This window comes from bacterium (genome assembly GCA_013360195.1).
Lineage (GTDB): Bacteria > Electryoneota > RPQS01 > RPQS01 > RPQS01 > JABWCQ01.
Map to the genome: position 1 here is coordinate 129,676 of JABWCQ010000005.1, position 19,888 is coordinate 149,563.

The 19,888-nt window shown below is 52.0% G+C and carries 21 protein-coding genes; 7 read left to right on the forward strand and 14 right to left on the reverse strand.

Translation table 11 applies throughout. From position 1 onward, the window contains the following. Positions 1–9: 9 nt before the first annotated feature. The 12 genes from HUU59_05680 to HUU59_05735 all read right to left on the reverse strand — a co-directional run bounded on the left by HUU59_05680 (position 10) and on the right by HUU59_05735 (position 7,778). Positions 10–663 (reverse strand): HNH endonuclease, encoded by a 654-nt coding sequence (locus HUU59_05680; protein ID NUO18921.1) that lies wholly within the window; start codon positions 661–663, stop codon positions 10–12. A gap of 44 nt (positions 664–707) precedes the next feature. Then, positions 708–1,361, reverse strand: a complete 654-nt coding sequence (locus HUU59_05685) for a class I SAM-dependent methyltransferase (protein NUO18922.1) — start codon at positions 1,359–1,361, stop codon at positions 708–710. Then, entirely contained in the window at positions 1,361–1,816 is a 456-nt protein-coding gene (locus HUU59_05690; protein NUO18923.1) for a dTDP-4-dehydrorhamnose 3,5-epimerase family protein, read from the reverse strand. Before HUU59_05690 ends, HUU59_05685 begins: the two co-directional genes overlap by 1 nt. Further along, on the reverse strand, positions 1,813–2,583 hold the full coding sequence (locus HUU59_05695) for a hypothetical protein (GenBank protein ID NUO18924.1): 771 nt from the start codon (positions 2,581–2,583) through the stop codon (positions 1,813–1,815). The genes HUU59_05690 and HUU59_05695 overlap by 4 nt, the downstream gene beginning before the upstream one ends. A 12-nt stretch (positions 2,584–2,595) precedes the next feature. Next, positions 2,596–3,432 carry a dTDP-4-dehydrorhamnose reductase gene (rfbD, locus tag HUU59_05700; protein ID NUO18925.1) on the reverse strand — a complete coding sequence of 279 codons (837 nt, stop codon included), beginning with the start codon at positions 3,430–3,432 and terminating at the stop codon, positions 2,596–2,598. Positions 3,433–3,435: 3 nt separating this feature from the next. Continuing rightward, positions 3,436–4,575, reverse strand: a complete 1,140-nt coding sequence (locus HUU59_05705; protein NUO18926.1) for a hypothetical protein — start codon at positions 4,573–4,575, stop codon at positions 3,436–3,438. A gap of 6 nt (positions 4,576–4,581) precedes the next feature. Continuing rightward, positions 4,582–5,313, reverse strand: coding sequence for an SIMPL domain-containing protein (locus tag HUU59_05710; protein ID NUO18927.1), 732 nt, complete (start codon positions 5,311–5,313; stop codon positions 4,582–4,584). A 2-nt stretch (positions 5,314–5,315) separates the two neighbouring features. Continuing rightward, complete coding sequence (locus HUU59_05715) at positions 5,316–5,630, reverse strand: type II toxin-antitoxin system HicB family antitoxin (protein ID NUO18928.1); 315 nt, start codon at positions 5,628–5,630, stop codon at positions 5,316–5,318. Then, on the reverse strand, positions 5,627–5,824 hold the full coding sequence (locus tag HUU59_05720; GenBank protein NUO18929.1) for a type II toxin-antitoxin system HicA family toxin: 198 nt from the start codon (positions 5,822–5,824) through the stop codon (positions 5,627–5,629). Before HUU59_05720 ends, HUU59_05715 begins: the two co-directional genes overlap by 4 nt. Before the next feature lie 218 nt (positions 5,825–6,042). Further along, positions 6,043–6,789: an NTP transferase domain-containing protein gene (locus HUU59_05725; protein ID NUO18930.1), complete on the reverse strand. Its 747-nt coding sequence runs from the start codon at positions 6,787–6,789 to the stop codon at positions 6,043–6,045. Positions 6,790–6,904: 115 nt separating this feature from the next. Then, entirely contained in the window at positions 6,905–7,339 is a 435-nt protein-coding gene (locus tag HUU59_05730) for a hypothetical protein (GenBank protein NUO18931.1), read from the reverse strand. Positions 7,340–7,406: 67 nt separating this feature from the next. Next, positions 7,407–7,778 (reverse strand): hypothetical protein, encoded by a 372-nt coding sequence (locus tag HUU59_05735; protein NUO18932.1) that lies wholly within the window; start codon positions 7,776–7,778, stop codon positions 7,407–7,409. 171 nt (positions 7,779–7,949) lie between these two features. On the opposite strand from HUU59_05735, the gene HUU59_05740 reads away from it, so the two are divergent. The 7 genes from HUU59_05740 (at position 7,950) to HUU59_05770 (ending at position 15,601) form a co-directional block, all read left to right on the forward strand. Then, positions 7,950–8,792, forward strand: coding sequence for a DUF2520 domain-containing protein (locus tag HUU59_05740; GenBank protein ID NUO18933.1), 843 nt, complete (start codon positions 7,950–7,952; stop codon positions 8,790–8,792). 19 nt (positions 8,793–8,811) lie between these two features. Then, positions 8,812–9,711: a CPBP family intramembrane metalloprotease gene (locus tag HUU59_05745; protein ID NUO18934.1), complete on the forward strand. Its 900-nt coding sequence runs from the start codon at positions 8,812–8,814 to the stop codon at positions 9,709–9,711. Between the two features lie 87 nt (positions 9,712–9,798). Next, on the forward strand, positions 9,799–10,275 hold the full coding sequence (locus HUU59_05750) for a DUF2975 domain-containing protein (GenBank protein ID NUO18935.1): 477 nt from the start codon (positions 9,799–9,801) through the stop codon (positions 10,273–10,275). A 153-nt stretch (positions 10,276–10,428) separates the two neighbouring features. Beyond that, positions 10,429–11,319 carry a hypothetical protein gene (locus tag HUU59_05755; GenBank protein NUO18936.1) on the forward strand — a complete coding sequence of 297 codons (891 nt, stop codon included), beginning with the start codon at positions 10,429–10,431 and terminating at the stop codon, positions 11,317–11,319. Positions 11,320–11,688: 369 nt separating this feature from the next. Further along, on the forward strand, positions 11,689–13,257 hold the full coding sequence (locus HUU59_05760; protein ID NUO18937.1) for a response regulator: 1,569 nt from the start codon (positions 11,689–11,691) through the stop codon (positions 13,255–13,257). 17 nt (positions 13,258–13,274) lie between these two features. Further along, entirely contained in the window at positions 13,275–14,447 is a 1,173-nt protein-coding gene (locus tag HUU59_05765; GenBank protein NUO18938.1) for a metallophosphoesterase, read from the forward strand. Further along, positions 14,444–15,601 (forward strand): hypothetical protein, encoded by a 1,158-nt coding sequence (locus HUU59_05770; GenBank protein ID NUO18939.1) that lies wholly within the window; start codon positions 14,444–14,446, stop codon positions 15,599–15,601. Before HUU59_05765 ends, HUU59_05770 begins: the two co-directional genes overlap by 4 nt. Positions 15,602–15,675: 74 nt before the next feature. Here HUU59_05770 and HUU59_05775 read toward each other — a convergent pair whose 3' ends face one another. After that, a complete protein-coding gene (locus HUU59_05775) occupies positions 15,676–18,078 on the reverse strand; it encodes a S8 family serine peptidase (protein NUO18940.1) in 2,403 nt (800 codons plus the stop codon). A gap of 114 nt (positions 18,079–18,192) precedes the next feature. Next, positions 18,193–19,887 (reverse strand): GAF domain-containing protein, encoded by a 1,695-nt coding sequence (locus tag HUU59_05780; GenBank protein ID NUO18941.1) that lies wholly within the window; start codon positions 19,885–19,887, stop codon positions 18,193–18,195. Position 19,888: the final 1 nt, after the last annotated feature.

Genomic DNA, 19,888 nt, shown 5'->3' on the forward strand with positions numbered 1-19,888 from the left:
CTGTTTATGCTATTCTATCTTATTGCTCTTTTCAAGATTATGGCGTGCGCAGAGAAGCTGGACATTTTCGGCTAACAAGGATGTGCCACCTTTGGAAAAAGGCAAATTGTGATCAAAATGCAAGTTGTCCGTTTTGCCACAAATTACGCATTGTCCACGATCTCTCTTGAATACTTCCGCCTTAACTGATGCTGGTATCAATCGAGAGTGCGATAGCTCCTGATCAGTAAGCGCGCGCAATTCCTCATCAACAAGTTCCAATCGGAACTTAAAGACTCTCCGAATGTCATCACTTTCACGCCATGAATCCACAAGTAAGTAGGTTCCATTGAATGCCCAAACGCCTGGGTGCAACTTTTGATAGACGCGAATTGGCTCAGGCGGTGACTTGCCTGCCTTGAATGATTGTGCTGCAAGATAAAACTTTCCATTCTCAGTCAAGGTGCCGCTAACAAGGGTTTCAGGTTGGTCAACTTCTTTGGGATGCTTTGATGTTGCATTTCGAGCAACATCGTGTCCTTCGTAAATTAAGACCCTTCCATTCTCATCGATCAAATCATTATAAGGTGCGTTACTGCGAACACTCATCAAGAAAATACTCTGTCGTCCGCCCAATCTGTAATTCATGCCACGCTGCAGAGATGACCCTTCAATCATGCACATTTCGTTATACGTTAGAATGTCATTTCGTTTCGGAGAAGCCCCCTTCACCTCTTTTCCCCCACTACAGCAATGGTCTTGCACAGATATTTTGGAGAAATTTTCGCGAGCCACTCGGGCGACGCGTCCACACCGCCGGGGTGAATGACCTCCATGCCCGCATTGTCGAAAAGCTTGGCGACAAACTTGTGTGTGAAGATGCTCATGTGCCGCGTGTCGGCAGCAGGACCGGGCAGCTTTCCTCTCACAAGCTGACCGAGATATTCGACATGCTGAATGTTCGGCACCGTGAGCGCGACCTTACCCTTCGGCTTGAGCACGCGCGAGATCTCATTCAGCGCGTGTTCAGGGAACACCAGATGCTCCAGCACTTCAAGGCAGGTTACGAAATCAAAACTCGCATTGGGAAACGGCAGTCCGTCCTTGTCAATGTCGTTATGAACCTTCTCGTCCAGCCCCTGCGCATGTGCCAGTGCGTTTTCAGCGAAATCCGTTCCTGTGATGTGCACATCGGGCAGTTTTGGCCGTGTGATCTGCGGCAAAAACCCGTTGCCCGTGCCGATATCAAGCCATCTCTTCGGCCGATGCTTCACAACATGATGATGAGCAAACGCAAAGCGCCCGCGCAACTGATAGGTATGCGCGCGCGCTTCGAGACGGTCGTCCCACGATTGCGAATTTAGTGTTTTGAGATCGGGCACTATTTGTAGACGATATCCCAGCTATACGGAATTTTCGGATCGTTGTACGCGGCGCGATGCTCGTCGGGATTGTCGTAGTTGTAGAGTTGATCCGGACAATTCACGACGACGCTTTCACTTTCACTGATGCACTTCCAGCCGTGATAAACGCCCGGCGGAATCACAATCAGCATCGGATTATATTCGCCCACGAAAAATTCATTCACTTCGCCTTTGGTTGACGAATCTTCACGCGCATCATAAAGCACAACCTTGACCATGCCCTTCACGCACGTCATTTGATCGGACTGCTTCTTGTGAAAGTGCCAAGCCTTAACCACGCCCGGATAGTTGGTGGTCATATACACCTGCGCAATCGGCAAATAATCCGGATCGTCCTTGCGCAAAATTTCCAGCAAGCGGCCCCGCTCATCGGGCATCAACCGCAATTTCTTTGTTACAACGCCTTGAATCATGTTGATTTGATGTTATGCTTTTTCAACGATCTCGTAATATCTATTCCGCAACACTTTATGTCACGTGACCAAAGTTGACAGTTAAGTCCTTCAGTTTGCCAAAATTCGACAAATAGCTCTTGTATATATAGGAATCTATTCAGCATACCGAGAAAAGATTGAATAAATAAGTCATCGTCATTATTATATTGAAAATAGTCAAATCTAATATCACTGCGATCTTTTCTGATTGTTTGACCGCCGAAGCGACCATTCATGATAGCAATAAAATCTGCGTGCGATCCATGTTGACTACATAGTTCATGCATTCTAACCAAATCACTAAGCATAAGGTTTGGTGATGACTGAGCCTTTAGATATTCCTCAATGCTTTGTTTCGCATACTTAAATTCGCGATGACGCTTTGTATACCCTTCGATTTCTCCGATTCTCTTTATCATCAAGAATGCAACAAAACTTGCGTCTATCGCGTGCCTAAGGGCTGAGTATGCGTCTTGTTGATGCGATCTTAAGTAATGAGCAATGAAAAGTAAATAGCGTTCATGAATTGTGTTCCATAAAAAAGCGATCAAAGTTGACTCCGTGTTATTATGGATTACTCCCACACGGATGGGCACCAAGAAAAGATCACTTATTCGATCAATGAATGCTCCATTTGCACCTAACCGTTCCTGGTTTTTTCGCTCATGCAAGTTCTCGCATTCTAAGAAAGTGCGAAAATTTGTAAACTCATAGGTATTACCCCATTCACAGTTTTCATTTTCCATGATTTTGGTTAGTTATCTCAAATAATCCTTTAATCCCTCTTCCCACGTCGGCATTTCGTTACCCAGCGCGAGTTCATAAAGCTTGGGAGAGAGCCGCGAGTTCCTTGGCCGAGGCGCAGGGCGCGGAAAGTCTTTCGTGGCGCACGGCATCACCGGCGTGGAAATTCCTTTCAGCTCGAGCGCCTTCTTGGCAAAATCGTACCACGTCGTGTAACCTTTATTGGTGACGTGATAGGTTCCGAACGCTCCACTTTCGCTGATGCGCAAGAGCTCCGGCACAAGGTCGGCCACAAACGTCGGCGAGCCGTGTTGATCATTAACCACTTTAAGCTCATCGCGTTCGCGCGCGAGTTTCAAAATCGTCTCAATGAAATTCGGTCCTGCTTTGCCGATCAGCCACGACACGCGCACAATGTAATGCCAATTCGTCAATTGCCGCACGTAACACTCGCCCGCATACTTCGATTTCCCGTACACGCTTTGCGGATTGGCCGCGTCCCATTCATCGTACGGCGCGTCCTTCGTGCCGTCAAAAATATAGTCTGTTGAAATGTAAAGCATCGGCACGCCAAGCGACTCCGCTGCGAGGGCGACGTTTTGTGTACCGATGGCGTTGACGCGCATCGCCGTTTCAACTTCGGTCTCGCATTGATCGACTTTTGTAAATGCCGCGCAATGAAATATGAACTCAGGGTCGGCTTCGCCCGCAAGATGCAAAACGCGGTCGCGATTCGTGATGTCTACATCAGGCAAATCAAAGCCGGTGACTTCATCGCCCTGATCTTCGCATGCCAGCGCAAGCTCGCTGCCGAGCATGCCGAGATGTCCTGTAATAAGAATTCGTCGCATAAGTTAGCTAGTAGTGCGCGGCGAACCACTCGCCACGGCAAGATAAACCGCCATCGGAATCAGCGGCCCGAAATAGTTCGCGCCTTCCCAAAGCGCAAAATCATAACCGCGCATGTGCAAATCACCGAGCGCAGACCAAAACATCGTGATTAAGAGCGACAGCAGTGCACCGCGAATCCAGCCGTTCTCGCTCAGCTCCGTTTTCAGCGCAAGATAGAGCAGCGCAGCGCCGGATGTAATCAGCGACACGGCTTCAAGCGACGACGGGAGCATGCCCTTCGCCCAGAAGAATCGCGTCAACGGGAAATAGCGTTCGGGATTCCAAAGATAGAAGGGCAATTGCATCAGCACGAATAAACCCATCGTCGCCGCACCATACGCAATCGCCATCTTGAAACTCCGGCGCAACAGAAACCCCGCAAGGAGCAGCTGCAAATAGCCGAACACGATACGCGAGGTCGTGACGCTTGCCGTGAAAATGGCACTCAGGAATTTTGCAAGGAAGTTGCCGCCTGTCCACGCCCGAAAACTCCACAAGACCAGCAGCAAAAACGCACAGCCCATCGCCACCATGTCCGAGCCCGTCACCGAGAGCTCCCACACGACCGGCGAACTGAAACACAAAATCAGAAAGAGCAGCGCCGCTCGTCTCGACCGCAAACGTTCGATGATGAACGCCGTCAGCGCAATCCAAAACGGTGTGAACAGCGCGAAGAATCCCGTCAGCGTAAACGGCAGCGCGAACACAATCCATGCGGGTCCGGCGCTCACCCATTCCTTCTTGAACGTTTCCCCTTCGTAAGGATTCAGGCCCTGCACCAGCCGTTCGCCGCCGACAATCAACGCATCGTCCTGCGGACTGCCTCGTCCCTGATACTTCAGTGCGTCCGCTTGCGGATAGATAAACAGATTCAGCGCGAGGTGCAGCGCGATTAAGCCGATGAACAGCGCGCGCGAGTCAAAGAGCTTGGCAAACATGTTTGTGCGCAGCAGCCACGCGTATCCGGCAAATGCAGCAACGAAATAGAGCGGAATGAGAAGGTGCAGCGATTCAGGCAGGTACTTAACCAACGCGCGCAATGACGGAACTTGCAGTACGTACAGCAACAGCCACGGCCGCCAGTCAAAAAGTGCGCGTGTCACGAAACCTTAGTCGAGTGAGTAGCTTGCCTTCACAACGGCCGTGATGTCTTTTTCTTTCGATGACGTATCGTAATAGCCGTAATCCGAAACATCGGTCGAGTTGCGCGGGGTCACTTGGAACACTCCCATGCGCGCGTCACGCAGTTCGCCAAGCTTGGAGCCGGACGATTCGGCCATGACCTTGGCGCGTTCACTTGCGTCCTTCATCGCTTCGCCGAGCATTTCAATCCGCAAATCGGCGAGCTTGGTGTAAAGATATTGCGCGCCCCATCCCGAGAACGGCACGCCTTCGCTGATGAGTTGATCCGATTTCTTGATGAGCTCTTCAATCGCGTCCACGCGCGGCGAGCGAATCTCAAAATTCTGATTCACTCGATAGCCGAGTATCCGGCCTGTCTGATAGCCGTTCTGATTGAATTCCTGAATCTGCTCGCTCGACACGGGCTTCATAGTGACTTCCGCATCGGGCACGCCGTTCTCTTTGAAAAACTTCTGCATTCTCTGCGCATGAGCTTGCACGGACTTGTAGGCATCTTGCTGTGTGCCCTCTTGTGACGACACGTTGCCCGACCACACTATCAAATCCGATACGATAGGCCGCTTGGCCGATCCCGTCACGGAGATCATGTCGCCCGCCTTGCGCATCTCGACCAGTTGATGGCCGAGAATAAATGACGCGGCCACCAACGCAATCGCGATGAAGAACAGGCCGCCGTTGTTGTCTTTTGTGTCTGCCATGATTAGCGGGAGGTTAGTGCGCGGGAAGAAAGTTTAGGCCAGGAGTTTGGCTTAACTTTATCTTTCTCCAAGCGCTTTTTGGCTTCGGTTTTGGTAGGCACTTCTACCATCATTGTCAATGCGCTTGATTCCGGTCTTGGAATTTTATCTCCATCCGCTTTCATGCCATCAACATGTAGCTGCAAAGCTTCAAGCATATTGCGCTCAGTTTCTTCACGTGTTTTTCCAGTCGTAAAAACGCCCGGGAGGTCAGGGCTGTAGGCACAAAAGTTCTTCGGCCCCTTCTCAATCACGACCAAGAATTTTTCATATTTCATTTCAACCCCGCTTTTTTCAGGATTTTATTCAACACACTTGGGAAAACAATGTCATTTTCGTGTCCCGGAACGGTAACTTTTCCAGGCTTTGTCGGGTGCTCAAACTGGTGATGACTACCACGCGAATACATATATACCCAACCGTCTTTCTTGAGCATCTTGAAAACTTCTCTGACTGTGTAGCGCGGTGGCATTAGAAGTTACGTATGCATTTTGCACAAACTGATGCTGATTTCAGAGCTCGTGTTTTGCAATGTGGGCATGTCTCGTATCTCGACATTCTTTCAACTACCCACACGATGAAAACTACTGGGGAATTCCGAGGGCAAGTGAGGGACGCGCTGCAATAAACGCAAATCCATCACGAATTCCATAGAGAATAGTCTCCATTTGTTGATACTCCTATACTATCCTAAAACCAAAACTCCTTCAACTCCGGCTTAACCTGTTCAGCCACAAGTCGTGATGCACGATACAGCGACGGAAACGTCCCCGCATCCGTCCACCAGCCATCGATGGTCGAAGAGGTGAGCGTGCCCTGTGCAAGGTACGCGTTGTTCACGTCGGTAATTTCGAGTTCACCGCGCGCCGAAGGCTTCAGAGTCGAGATAATTTCGTAAACGTGCGAATCGTACATGTAAACACCGATAACCGCGAGATTGGACTTCGGCTCTTTCGGTTTTTCGACAATCGACAGCACGTTGCCGCTCTTATCCACTTCGGCCACACCGAATCTCTGCGGATCGTGAACTTCCTTCAGGAGAATCTTCGCGCCCTTGCCTTGCCCCTTGAATTGATCCACGTGCGCCTTGATGGAGTTCTCAAGAATGTTATCCCCAAGAATCACACAAATCGAATCGTCGCCCGTAAATTCGCGCGCGAGCCGGAGTGCGTCGGCGATACCGCCTTCGCCTTCCTGATAGGCGTAGTTAATCCGCTTCAGCCCGAACGCTTTGCCGTTGCCGAGCAGATTCAAAAAGTCACCCGCGTAATGTCCGCCGGTGACGACGACGATTTCAGTGATACCCGCGTCCACGAGCGTCTGAATCGGGAAATAGATCATCGGCCGGTCATAGACGGGCAAGAGATGTTTATTGGTAATCTTGGTCAACGGCAGCATACGCGTACCGAGACCGCCTGCGAGAATAACGCCTTTCATGAAAAATCCGAAATGTGAAATGAGAAATGAGAAAGTGGAACAATTGAGGAAAATAGCAATTAGCTGGAGGTGCTTGGCACGACCTCTTTCTAATTTCTAATTTCGTATTTCCAATTTAAGTCTTCGCCTTTATCTCCTGCCCGCGCACAATGACGAACGCGACAAGCGATACGAGGAAGAACACGAGCAGCGCCCACGCGATACCTTGAATCGTGCCGACAATGGAGCGGTAGATTTCCAGCGTCCACGTTTCGTCGTTCAGGACCGGCGGCTGCCACTCCTGGTCTTCGTGCTTGTTTTCAACACCGGGTCTGTCCACCCAGCGGCCTTGTGCGCCTTCCGTGTACTGCTCGAGCTTGTAAAGATTGACACCGGAACTTAAACCGACTACGATGACGGCAAACATGATGTACCGCTGCCACGCTGTGGAAATCTCGTCCCGCAGCACCCGCGAGAGAATTCCGCCAATGGACTTGCGGAACAAAACCGCTACGATTGCGCTCGTAGCCAGTGAAGTCAGAAGAGTTGCGAAAAGAAGTGAGAAAAACATGGGTTTCAATTCAGAGGATTTGAAGGGTCTGCGTCAGCGCAATGGGCCCTGCGTTCACGCTGGCTAGTTAGAAATGTAAATCCCCGCCGACCAATGCTCCCGGTTCGACGTGCGGCCCGCTCAGAATTTGCCTGCGGGTCGTATCATCGATATCATCAAGAAAGAAATTCCACTCGCGGTGGTCTTCCGGTTTTAGTCCTTGCTCGACTATCCGCACTCGCTTCACCAGGTCGAGATCTTCCTTGGGAACCTTGTGACGCGGCATGATGATTCCGAGCACGTGAATAGTTTTGCTGCCCGATTCCTGAATGATGAGGCACTTGCGGTCAGACACCTGTCCGTACCCCCAGCCGTCCGCCGCAAAGGAGCGAATGGACGCTTCCGGTCGCGACAGATAGATGTTCAGACGGCAGGTATTCTCGGAAATTGTGCCGAGCACGGCTCCTCCAGTGAGTCTGCATTCGAATTGGCGTACTTCACCAATTTAGGAACTATAGCAAGTCAAAAAGGTACGGATTCCTCGCCGGAGAGTCAAGCTAACTCTCTCGCTTTTCTAAGCTTGGCACCTGTTTCGCTTGCATTTGCGAAGTCAGAAAGCTACCTTGTTCGCATGGCAAAATCTCAGTTTTACCTTATTGGGCCGGGCGCGGTCGGCAAAGTGCTCGCCCGGAGGCTGCAGAAATCCGGCTGGACCTGTGTTGGAGTTTGCGGGCGGGGGTCCGCAGCCGGGCGCAGAGTAGCAAAAGAGCTGGATGCGCCTTACGTTACCTCGCTGAAGGAAGTCCGGTTGTCTCAGGGCATACTTCTGCTCTCCGTTGGTACGGGTCAGATAAGTTCAGTAGCCCGGGAGCTTGCAGCTATTCCCTTGAACTGGCCAAGAATCTCGGTTCTCCATAACAGCGGTACCCTCGATACTAAGCCCTTGGCACCACTCGAGATGCTCGGAGCCGCAGTCGGAGCCTGCCACCCGTTCATGACTTTCCCCCGTTTTGGCAGCACCGTTCGGTCTGGCTCCAAGGAAGACGATTACGACCCAGCTTTTCCGTTAGTATTTGGAATTGATGGAAATGTAAAGGGACTTGCTGCTTGTCGGAAGGTAACCAAGGCCTGCAATGGAGTGGCCGTTGAAGTTCGGGGCAAAGACCGGATTGCCTACCATGCTGCTGCCGTTTTGGCTTGCACGCTGCTCGGTGCTAATATCGCCATGGCCTTGGACATTCTTCGGAAAATCGGAATTTCGGAAAAACAGGCCAAGACAGCCGTCATGGCCATCGCCCAAGAAACCCTCGCGAACTTTTCGGAGTATGGAATAGACCGGTCCTGGACCGGCCCAGCAGTCCGGGGAGACACCCGGACCATCAAGGCTCATGCAGCGGCAATCCGCAAACTCAATCCTGGGACAGCCAAAGTGTACAAACTTCTGTCCGATTGGGTTATGAAACAAAAGGGGTAAGCCGCTCAGTCAGATGAGCATGGCCATTCCAAATCTATTTCTCCGGATTCTGCGGAATCCCATCAGCCGAATCCTGCTCGGCTCAATCGCGATCTCTGCCCCCATTGCCGGGATTCAGGTTCTTCTCCGAGGCTATGGAGAACCCACCGGTCTTTCCGAATTCGACTGGTTCAAGCTCCTGTCCAATGGCTCAGCCATCCTTGGCGAATTCATAGGCTACATTATATATGTGCGGCTGGTGGAGTGGCGGTGGCCTACTGAGATTTCGCCGCGCGGCTTTCTGCTCGAGTTCGGCAAGGGTCTGGGTCTGGGAGCTCTGCTCTTTACTTCGACCATGCTGCTCCTCTGGCTGTATGGCTACTTTGAAATTGATGCGTTTAACTCACTCGCGGTAACCACCACGGCTCTTGGAGTCTCGCTGTCCGGGTTCTTTGAAGAATTGCTCGTGCGCGGCGTGATTTACAGAATCATGGAAGAGTCGCTCGGCACATGGATCGCGTTAGTGTTGTCTGCAGTTTTGTTCGGGCTGATGCATATGGCGAATCCGAATGCGACTCTTGGCGCAGGCATCGCGCTCGCGCTTGAAGCGGGTCTGCTGCTCGCCGCCGCCTACACGCTTACGCACAGATTGTGGTTCGCCACGGGTTTGCATTTCGCGTGGAATTATACGCAGGGTGGCATCTTCGGTCTTCCTATTTCCGGCAACGACATGACCGGCATGATTCAAGGCAAAGTCACCGGCCCGGATTGGATAAGCGGCGGCGCCTTTGGAGTTGAAGCATCCGTCATCGCCGTCGCCGTGTGTTTGGCCGCCACGGCTGTGATTATGAGGAAGGTTGTGAAGCGGGGGTTGATTACGGAACCGTTTTGGAAACGCAAAACCTTTGTAGGGGCGGATGGCAATCCGCCCGCTGTGTAGAAAGCGCCTTTGTCCGCCGAGCGGGGATTTCGCGTAGCGGTTCCCCGCCGGAATCTGGTACTGATTGTAACTTGGGGAAATGCATCAATGGCGAGAATCTCAACTATCTTTCTTCAAATCGTCGTCGTGTGTATTGGCCTTGGCGCTTTGGCGTTTCTGCTTTGGGAGCCTCACCTCGAGGGCGTGAACACGAACGCCACGGTGTTTGAAATCTACACCGATCCCTTCATCTTGCTTGTTTATGCGGGGTCGATACCTTTCTTCTTTGCGCTCTATCAGGTCTTCAAGCTGCTCGGAAGTATCGGACAAAACAAAATCTACTCACAAGATTCGGTCAGAGCTCTAAAGACCATCAAGTATTGCGCGCTCGCCATCATCGGCTTTGTCATCGTAGAGGAAGTCATCATTATGTTAAACCATGGCAATGATGATGCTGCGGGCGCGATGATGGTGGGCATCCTCATCACTTTCGGTTCGATCGTAGTGGCCGCCGCCGCAGGCATGTTTGAAAGACTGCTGCAAAATGCCATCGCTATAAAATCTGCTCCCCCGAGTAGTTTGTAGTGCCGCACCGCGTGCGCTCCGAATGTAGCGCCCAGCTTGCTGGGTAAAATCCCCCGAAGCAAATTCACAATGTCAAAAGCATTGTCATCCTGAACGAAGTGAAGGATCTTGTCAAAGTGGGTTTCCATCCAAGTGTAAACTCAAAGTGTATTCATGCGGATAGTTCTTTTCTTTATCGCAACACTCCTCTTTTCCTGTGGTCAGAGCCTGCCTGATGATCCAAACACACCGGTAATTGTGCTGTCGCGACATGGCTGTTACGGCAGATGCGCTGTCTATACCGTGAACATCTTTTCAGACGGCCGGGTAGTCTATAACCTCAATGACCGATTTATGGGCGTATCTCGCAGATGGGAAAACAAAGTTACAGGCGACGAGGTAAACAACTTGATTGACACCATCGTCGATTCTGGCTTTCGCGACATGGATGAATCCCGCAACCGTGGTCCCATTGACGCCGCAGAAAGCACGATTGCCTTCAATTGGGGTGACAAGCACAAGTCAATCAGATATTGGCATGGTATAAAGAAGCTAGAGAGCATTGCAAAACAAATTGATGAAGTTGCCGGAACAAAGCGCGCACACGAATTCTTAGCGGCTGAAGTCGACAAGGTTAAGCAGAGCCGCATGGATAGGAAAGTCGATCCCCACGCTGAGTATTCAAATGGTGCGATCTTTTTAGACCGCTTGGAATGTGGCGCCGGCTGCCCGTCTTACACAATCTCAGTGCAAACTAACGGAATGGTTGTATTTGAGGGCAAAATGAATGTCGCGTCCACAGGGCGGCGCATTGGTTGGATCAGCATGGAAAGTGCAAAATCTCTCATTGACGTTACCGTCGCATCGGGATTTATGAGTACTGAGGATACCTTGCAAATAGCTGACTCTGATTCAGCAAGCACTTCTAAAACCCGAATTACACTTGTATTGGATCAAGAGGTTCTGTCATCTTACATAAAACCAAATTCGCCACATGTCATTGCCACACTCGACTCTTCCATTGACATCATCGTAAGAACTGCAAAATGGATCAACGGCGATTGATCCAAGAAGAATGATAGATTACAGATGAAGCAAATTATTCTCGCAGTAATCCTTCTAAGGATACCTCGACACTGAAACTTCCCCTAACTCCTTGTTTTCCCTACGGGAACAAAACACCTTGTCCAAATGTTCAATAATATTGCTCCCGTTCTTTGTCCCACTCCAAATCCTTGTGAAACTTCCCGCGAACCCAAAAGTCAAGCGGCTGTTTTCCCGAGACTCCCGTTCCGCCAATTGTTAGGATTAAACGCGAAAACAAAGGTTTAGCGGTACAGATTCCGGCGGGGAACCGCTTCGCTAAATCCCCGCTCGGCGGACGTTGGTTCCGCTTTCCTATTTCAAATTTCATATTTCCAATTTTAGGTATTCATGGCCGAAATCATCAAGAAAATTCTCTGGGCGGATGACGAGATAGACCTGCTCGAAGCGCATGTCCTGTTTTTAGGACAGCACGGCTATCAGGTCACCGGCGTCACGAACGGAGACGACGCGCTCGCGAAAGTGGACAGAGAATCGTTCGACTGCGTGCTGCTCGACGAGCATATGCCCGGACTCGACGGACTCGAAACAGCCGACCGCATCAAAACCAAGCGGCCCGATTTGCCGGTCATCATGATTACCAAGTCGGAAGAAGAGACGCTGATGGACGACGCGCTGGGGGCGAAAATCGCGGACTATCTGACGAAGCCCGTGAATCCGACACAGATTTTAGTCGCGTTGAAGAAAGTCATTGACAAATCTTCCATTGAGCAGCGCATCGCCACGCGCGATTACCTGGTCGAGTTCCGCGAAATCACGATGAAGCTCAACGAGAATCCCGGCTGGCGCGAGTGGGCTGACATTCACGCGCGCTTGTCGTGGTGGGACATCGAGCTCGACAGCTTGCCCGACGGCGGCTTAAAGCAATCGCTCGAAGGACAGCGCAGCGAATGCAACGTCGAGTTCGGCAAGTTCATCGAGAAGAACTACGAAGATTGGCTCTGGAAGCAGAAGGAACGCCCGCCGCTTTCGGTCGACGTCGTCGAGAAATTCGTCGCGCCGCGTTTGAAAGCCGGAGAGAAAGTGCTCTATCTGGTGATGGACTGCATGCGCTATGACCAGTGGATGGCCATTGAGCCGTTGCTCTATGACAGCTTCAGAGTCACGCGCGATTTCCACTACTCGATTTTGCCGACCGCAACACCTTACAGCCGTAACGCGCTCTTCGCGGGCATGTTTCCCTCGGAAATTGACAAAGAGGTTCCGGGTTTGTGGCAAACGCAGGATGAGGATGAAGGCAGCTCGAACAGATTTGAGCGGCAACTGCTCGACATGCAGCTGCAGCGCATGAAAATCACGATTGATCCCGAGCCGCGCTATGTCAAAGTGCTCGACCCCGAAGAAGCCGCGAACACGGCCAAGAAAGTCTCGCAGTTCTGGGACCGCAAATTGGTTTCGATGGTGTTCAACTTCGTGGACATGCTGGGACACGGCAGAAGTCACTCGGACATTCTGCGCGAAATGCTTCCGCATGAAGCGGGTTACCGCTCGGTCATCAAAGCATGGTTTGAACACTCAAGTCTCAGACAGATTCTGCAGTCGTTCGCCAAGCAAGGCTGGACGGTGATTGTCACGAGTGACCACGGCTCGATTCGCGGACAGAAGGGCGCAAAAGTCGTTTCCGATCGTGAAGCGTCTTCGTCATTGAGATATAAGTATGGCCGCAATCTGCGGGTTGATAAACGGCAGGCCATCGTCGTACCGCAGCCGGAAAATTTCAAACTGCCCAAGCGCGGGATGAACACGGGTTACATCATCGCGAAGGAAAACTACTATTTCGTTTACCCGACCAACTACAACAAGTATCTCGCGCTGTACAAGGACAGTTTTCAACACGGCGGCGTCTCGCTCGAAGAGATGATTCTGCCTGTAGCCGTTCTTGAAGGCAAGGGAGCTTAACACCTCACAATTTACACTTGCTGATTTTCATATCTGTCGTCGTCACCATACTCGGGCTGCTGCACTGGTTTCTCTATTCGCGGCTCGTTTCTGCGCTTGAAATAACTTCGTCCGCTGTTCTTTGGCCGCTCAGAATTCTGGCAGCGTTTCTCGCGGTATCCTACATCATTGGCAGGATATTAGAGCAGAAGTTCCCGGGTTTCATCGCCCACGCCGTGGATTGGATTGCCTCCATCTGGATGGGAATGATGTGGCAGTTCCTGTGGGTAACCTTTCTGTTCTTCCTTGTCAAGGTCGTGCTCGTCGTGTCCGGACAATGGGGCGAGTTCACGCTCGAGACTCATCAGATGCTCGGGCGCTACAGCTTCTACTTTGTCACGTCACTCGTTCTTTTGATCACCGGCTACGGAATTTATAAAGCAACCGGACCCGCGCGAGTGGTCGAAGTGGATGTCCCCGTAAAGAATTTCCGCGATGAATGGCGCGACTTCACAATCGCGATGGTCGCGGATTTTCATGCCAGCAATACGAACGGCGAGAGTCGCATCGCGATGTGGTGCGATCAGATAACAGGACTGAAACCGGATGTCATCCTTGCGCCCGGCGACATCGTTGATACTCCGGCCAATCAGATTCCCGAAGTCGCCAACGGCTTCCGAAAGCTTGCCGCACCGCTCGGAGTATTCTCAACAACGGGAAATCACGAGTACTACGTCGGCTTGCAGGGTGCGGTGGAGTTGATGAAGCGCGGAGGCTTTCGAGTTCTGATGAATGAGAACTTGACGCTGCCGAACGGCATTTTGATCGCGGGAATGGAGGATCGCACAGCGCGTTCCATGGGCAGACCTTTGCCGGCGTTTCAAAGCTTCATTCCTGACGGCGACACATCGGACGTGCAAATTCTTTTGATGCATACTCCCGCCACAGCCGATGTGCAGAAGGCGATTGACGCGGGATTTGATTTGGTTGTGAGCGGGCATACTCACGGCGGTCAGATGTTTCCGTTCTCGCTGTTTACGAAAATGGCTTTCCCATATCATCACGGTCTATACAAAGTCAAGGACGGCTACCAACTCACAACATGCGGTGTCGGCTATTGGGGACCGCCGATGCGGATTGGCAAACCGCCGGAAATCATGTTAATCCGTTTTGTGCCGTCAACTGAACCCTCCCGGTGTGAATGGAAATGACTAAACTGATTCTGCTGACAATACTTCTGTGCGCGATTCTGTCCTGCAAAAAGGAAGAGGATACGCAGCCTACCGGGCCGGGGGAGAATCCGACCGAAAATGTCATCGGCACGGTAACGGATTTGAGCGGCACCCCTCTTGCGAATGTGCAGATGCATCTCGTCTACCGGGTTGACGACATCTCAACAAGCCCGCTTGATGATTCACAGAATCCTACGCTGGCAGTCTTTTACACTGAGCAAATGCTGACCACCGAGTGCGACGGTGACATACCGCTTGCGGACGGAACTCCTGTTTACGTGATGTGGGATGCCGACAATGACGGTCAACCGTCCGCCGGAGATCGTTTGCCAACCGTATGTGCCAATCCGCCTGACGACTGCGGTTTTCAAACGGTGAACTACAACCAGTTCTCGATAAACGGTGTCGAAATGGAATTGGGTCCCGGCCGTTTTGTCACGGATCCGGCATTCTCCACATACGGAGAACATCTGGAGCCCAGCCGCTTCTATTTGGAAGTTCGCTGCAGTGACGGAAATGTCTTGTGGAGAAGTGAAATGGTGGAAGTGCCCGACGGTCTTTCCGACCAGCCTCTGACGGAATTTGCATGCACCCAATGCGAAGGCGCGCCAATAGGCGAAACAACAATGGGACACATTTATCCGAATCCAATACCAAGTTCGGATGACGCGACTCTGCCGTTTACTCTTCGAGACCACGGGACGGTAACAATTCAGACACGCTCGCTTTCAACCGGAATCGTCACAACGCATTTTCAGGACACTCTTGCTCCCGGCGCCCACGAGCAATTCGTCGACCACTTCTCTCTTCCCAATGGAATGTACGTTTACACGATGAGCGCCAGCGCCTTCTTCGGACAGGACACATTGCTGAAGAATATCTCATCCGCTGAAACTTTGCGCGGCACTTCAGCGCTCACAACCACGGACGGGGAAGGCAACTTCGCGTTGAATGCGCCATTTGGCATGACAATCACCGGACGAACTTTGTCTAACAATCCCATCGGTGAGAGTCTGCCATTGGACAGCGTGCGAGTAGTGGCCATTCTGAACGGATACCTTCCTGCAGACACAATGATTTCGCTTGCTTCCGCTTCGCAGCACACATTGTCTTTGCGGCTGCGACCCGAGTAGATTGCGGGATCTGTAACTTGAATCAAAAAGCCCGTCACACTGGACGGGCTTTTTTTGACAAACATTTTCTGCACCTATTTTACGGCCGTGACCTGAAAGTAGAACTGGTCGTACGGAATCTGGTCATAAGGCACATACAGGAATGTGTCCTTAACCGTGGTGAAGTAATTTTCGGGCGCAAACACATGTCCAGCTTGTCCGGACAAATAGAGTTTGTAAGAACTCGCGCCTTCCGATTTATTCCAAGTCAGATTCACGCCGTTTTCCGCAGGAGTGAGCGAAAGATTTTTCGGTGGTTCAGGCGCGTCCGGTTTTCCGTCGATGAAGATATCGTCCACAGCCGCTTCAACCAGAGACGGAGGAGCATTATCTTCTGCGACAAACTGAATGACCATCTGCTCGGTCGGTGTGACAAAGTCCTCAATAACGAAAGAGGCTTCGCGCCAGCCGTCCGAGCTCATTGAAGTCTGAATGAGATTCACCCATGTTTCACCACCGTCATTGGAGATTTGAACACGGAAGAAGTCACCGCCTTTCTGCTGACCACGATCATTCGAATAGGCATACTTGAAGCGCAGCTTGGAATCCGCGAGATTGTCCAGCCGGAAAATGGGAGAACGCAACGTTGTCTTGCCGCCGTCCACGTCATTGGCCGCCGCAGGTTCCGCGACCGAGCCTCCATTTCCCGTCACGAAGCAGAAGCTCCCGTACGCGGTGGCGTCTTCGCTCACCTGCACTTGATTTCCGTTTTCGGATGAACCGACAGGCACAGCGCGTGTCCAAATGCCGCCGGTCGCGTTGTCTTCAGGAACGCCAAAGACGAATCCGCGATCCACTTCAGCATCATCGGCAATTCCCCGTTCGAGGTCTACACCGACAGAGAACTCCTTTTGCTTGGACGTTTTGACGGAATCCGGCGCGGCGAAGTCCTTGTAACCGAATCGTGCGACATACAACGCGAACTCACGCTCGGCCGGAATCTGTGTGAAACGGAATTGGCCTTCGCTGTTCGACGGTACGGTGTAGCTTCCGCTCGCACCGACCAAATAGACTCGCGCACCGCCAATTCGTTCGCCGCCGTACTTCACCGTGCCGCTGATTGTTCCGGTTTCGCTTGACGATGCAGCGAGTTCAACCGCAGCATTGATATCAAGCAAACCGAATCCGAAGTCGTTGTCTTCTCCTTCGACCCCCAAATCTTTGGCGGACAACTTAAGGGCGTTCTTTGCTTCGAACGGAGAAATCGTGGGATTGACCTGTCTCATCAGCGCGAGCGCTCCGGCGACATATCCGGTTGCAAGAAGTGAACCTTGTGTGGTGACAAATCCGCTTTCACCTGCACTTCGTCCTTCGCCGATTGCCGTCAATTCGGGCTTTATGCTGCGGCGGTCACAGGGCGACGGTCCCCTGCTGCTGGTTTGCCGAATGCTGCGTCCGTCAGCCGAGACTGCACCGACAGAAAAGAAAGTCTGTTTGTCTTCAACATTCGCCGCCGGCAGTGGAACTGTGTTTCTCCCGAGTAATCCATTGTCACCCGCCGACCAGATCAGAATGCTTCCCAGCTCTTCGAGATTCCTGAATGCGCTCCAAGACTTCGCAGGCAAACCAACGGAACAGGAGTCACCTGCGCTCCAAGCCTGCACAATTACATCCGGCACGGACAGGTAGTCTCCAACTTGCGAAAGCTGAACCGCTCGCAAAATATCAGAGACCTTATGCGTTTGTCCGCATGCGAGTGGCAACAGTCGCCACCTGGCATCCGGTGCCACGCCTACGGTATCACCCTTTTGGCGATCGCAGCCAACTGCCGCACCAAGAAGAATAGCGGTGCTCTGTCCGCAAAAGGAGGAAGCGAGCAGTCCTTCCGCGCCTGTCATTCGGTCAGCAAACGCGGAATGCGAGGACGGGAACGGCGTTCCGACCACAGCCACAGTTGTTCCCGTGCCTGTAACCCCTGCCACCCAAATTTCACGTGCGTTCATCAATTGCAGCGCGTGCTCGGACGAAACCATTTTTGCTTCAGAGGGAACACTTTCTTCAGGCTCAAGAAGGTTGATTTCCTCATCCAGCCCGACTTCTTCCACCGCTTCAAAATTGGCAATTAGCTCCGCACCGGCACGCGAAACGTTGGCCTTCAGAAGATTTGCGATCCAAAAGAACTCAAGATCTTCCACCATGCCGTTTCGCTGTAGGATTTGCATTGAGTTGTTAATCTCATCTTGAGACTGCCGGGAAACGGATTGCAGTGCCTCAAGCAACGCCGCATGACGGAGACCGTCCTGTTCACTCACGCTGGAAAGAAACTGTGATCGGACGGCATCCAGGTTCGCCTGGCGGGTCAGCGAAATCAGGACGGGGAGCTTCGCCTGTTCATCCGCTGCGCGATAGGCAGCCTCCAGGCCGGGTGTCAGGGTTCCAGCCAGCGCGCCTGCCACCATGAATGGAAATATCGCGGCCAAGCAGAGTAAGCATCGCATTCGCAAACGATTATGGAACATTATGCAAGATTGTCGGGATTTCATAATGATGTAATATACAAAAACCCGCGGCGTCTTGCAACCACGGGTCTATGCGTTAGAAACCTGTAAATGTCAGGCGAGGGCACCGCTGGCCGCATAGGCCGGAAAGGCCATCGTGATGGTGGTTCCGACTCCGACGGTGGATTCAAGTGTCAGTTCCGCACCATGGATATCCGCAATATTCCGGACGATGGGCAAACCGAGTCCGGTTCCGCGCTCACCTTTCGTCGAGTAGTAGGGTTCAAAAATACTTGACAATTGGTCCTTGGGAATTCCGATTCCGCTGTCTGCCACGGACACGACGACTCGATCGCCCTTGCGGTGCGCTGACAGCGTCAGCGTTCCGCGAGGCACACTTTCCATTGCGTGCACCGAGTTGATTATCATATTGATGAACGCAGATTCCAATCCATGCGGATCGCCGAATATTTCAAGGCCGTCGTCCAAATCGAGAACAAGATTCATTCGTGCTGAGTCATCGTTTTTCGCGAATCCTCGCAAGCTGCCGGTTGACGTCTCCAGCAGTTCGACCACGGAAATCATCAGTTGCTTCATGTCCACAACTTTGAATGCAGGGTCCGTCGGTTTCGTCAGGTGGCGAAGGTTCATTGCGATTTTCTCGATACGCTCGGTCAACGCCGCGATTGTATTGAGGTCCTTGCGGATCGGTTCGCTGAGCTCGATTCCTTCTCGATCAAGGCGCATTGCGAGCAACTCAACTCTTCCCTTCACCGGCTGCAGACTGTTGTTGATCTCATGAGCAATACCGCCGGCAAGCTGGTTCACCGTTGACTTTTTCTCCGACTCGACAATTTGCTGTTCGAGCTGCTTCTGCATTGAAACATCTTCGAGAATCAATCCTGCTCGTTCTCGGCCGTCGTGAGTCCGCGCGAGCTTAAAGAACGAATATGCGATCGTGCGGCCTTCCAGCATCAACGTCCTTCGGCTGACTTCACCCGTTTGAGTGAACTCCGAATGCGCCTGCGAAAGTTTCTCCACTGCTTGAATACTGCACGTCGAACTGGAGATGGCCGACCCGATTCGCAGACCGCCTCCGAGAAATGTCACGGCCTGCGGATTCGCATAGTCAACACAGCCGTTCTTGTCCAGAATGATTAAACCATGAGGCTGGCTCTGCAGGATTACGGATAAATACTCTTGCAGCTCCTTGTAACGAATTTTGGATTCCTTCTCCGCTTCATAGAGGCGCGCGTTCTCGAGCGCCACGGCGGCAAGATACACAAACGTCTCAAAAAGCATCAAGCTTGTCTGGTCAAACACACCGGCGAGCTTTGTCGTGTCGACGTAAGCGACGCCAAGCAGTTTGTTCTTCGACACTAGTGGCGCTCCCATGATGGAACGGACCTGCATCTTGGCTATGGACTGCTGGTGCGAAAGATCGGATCCTCCGATAACGTCATTGATAAGGATCGGCTGTCGTCCGTCAATGACGCGGCGGATAATCGTCTGGGAGGCGACCGCTTCCGCGTTTGCAATGTCACTATCCATGTTTCGCGCAACGGAGAACCGCCAATCACCGTTTGGGCCGATGAGCACGAGAAATCCGCGCTCCGCGCCGGTCAGTTCGATGGCCGCACTCATGGCTCGATCAAGTATTGCGTCGGGTGTCATATCCCGATTGATGTCTTCAATCAATGCCGCGAGCTTGGACAATCCGGATGCGATTCCTCCGGTCGGATCGAGTTCCATTCCGCTCGTATTCACCGGTGTGATGTCATTCAGGTCATCAAAATAATCCAGTGCCACG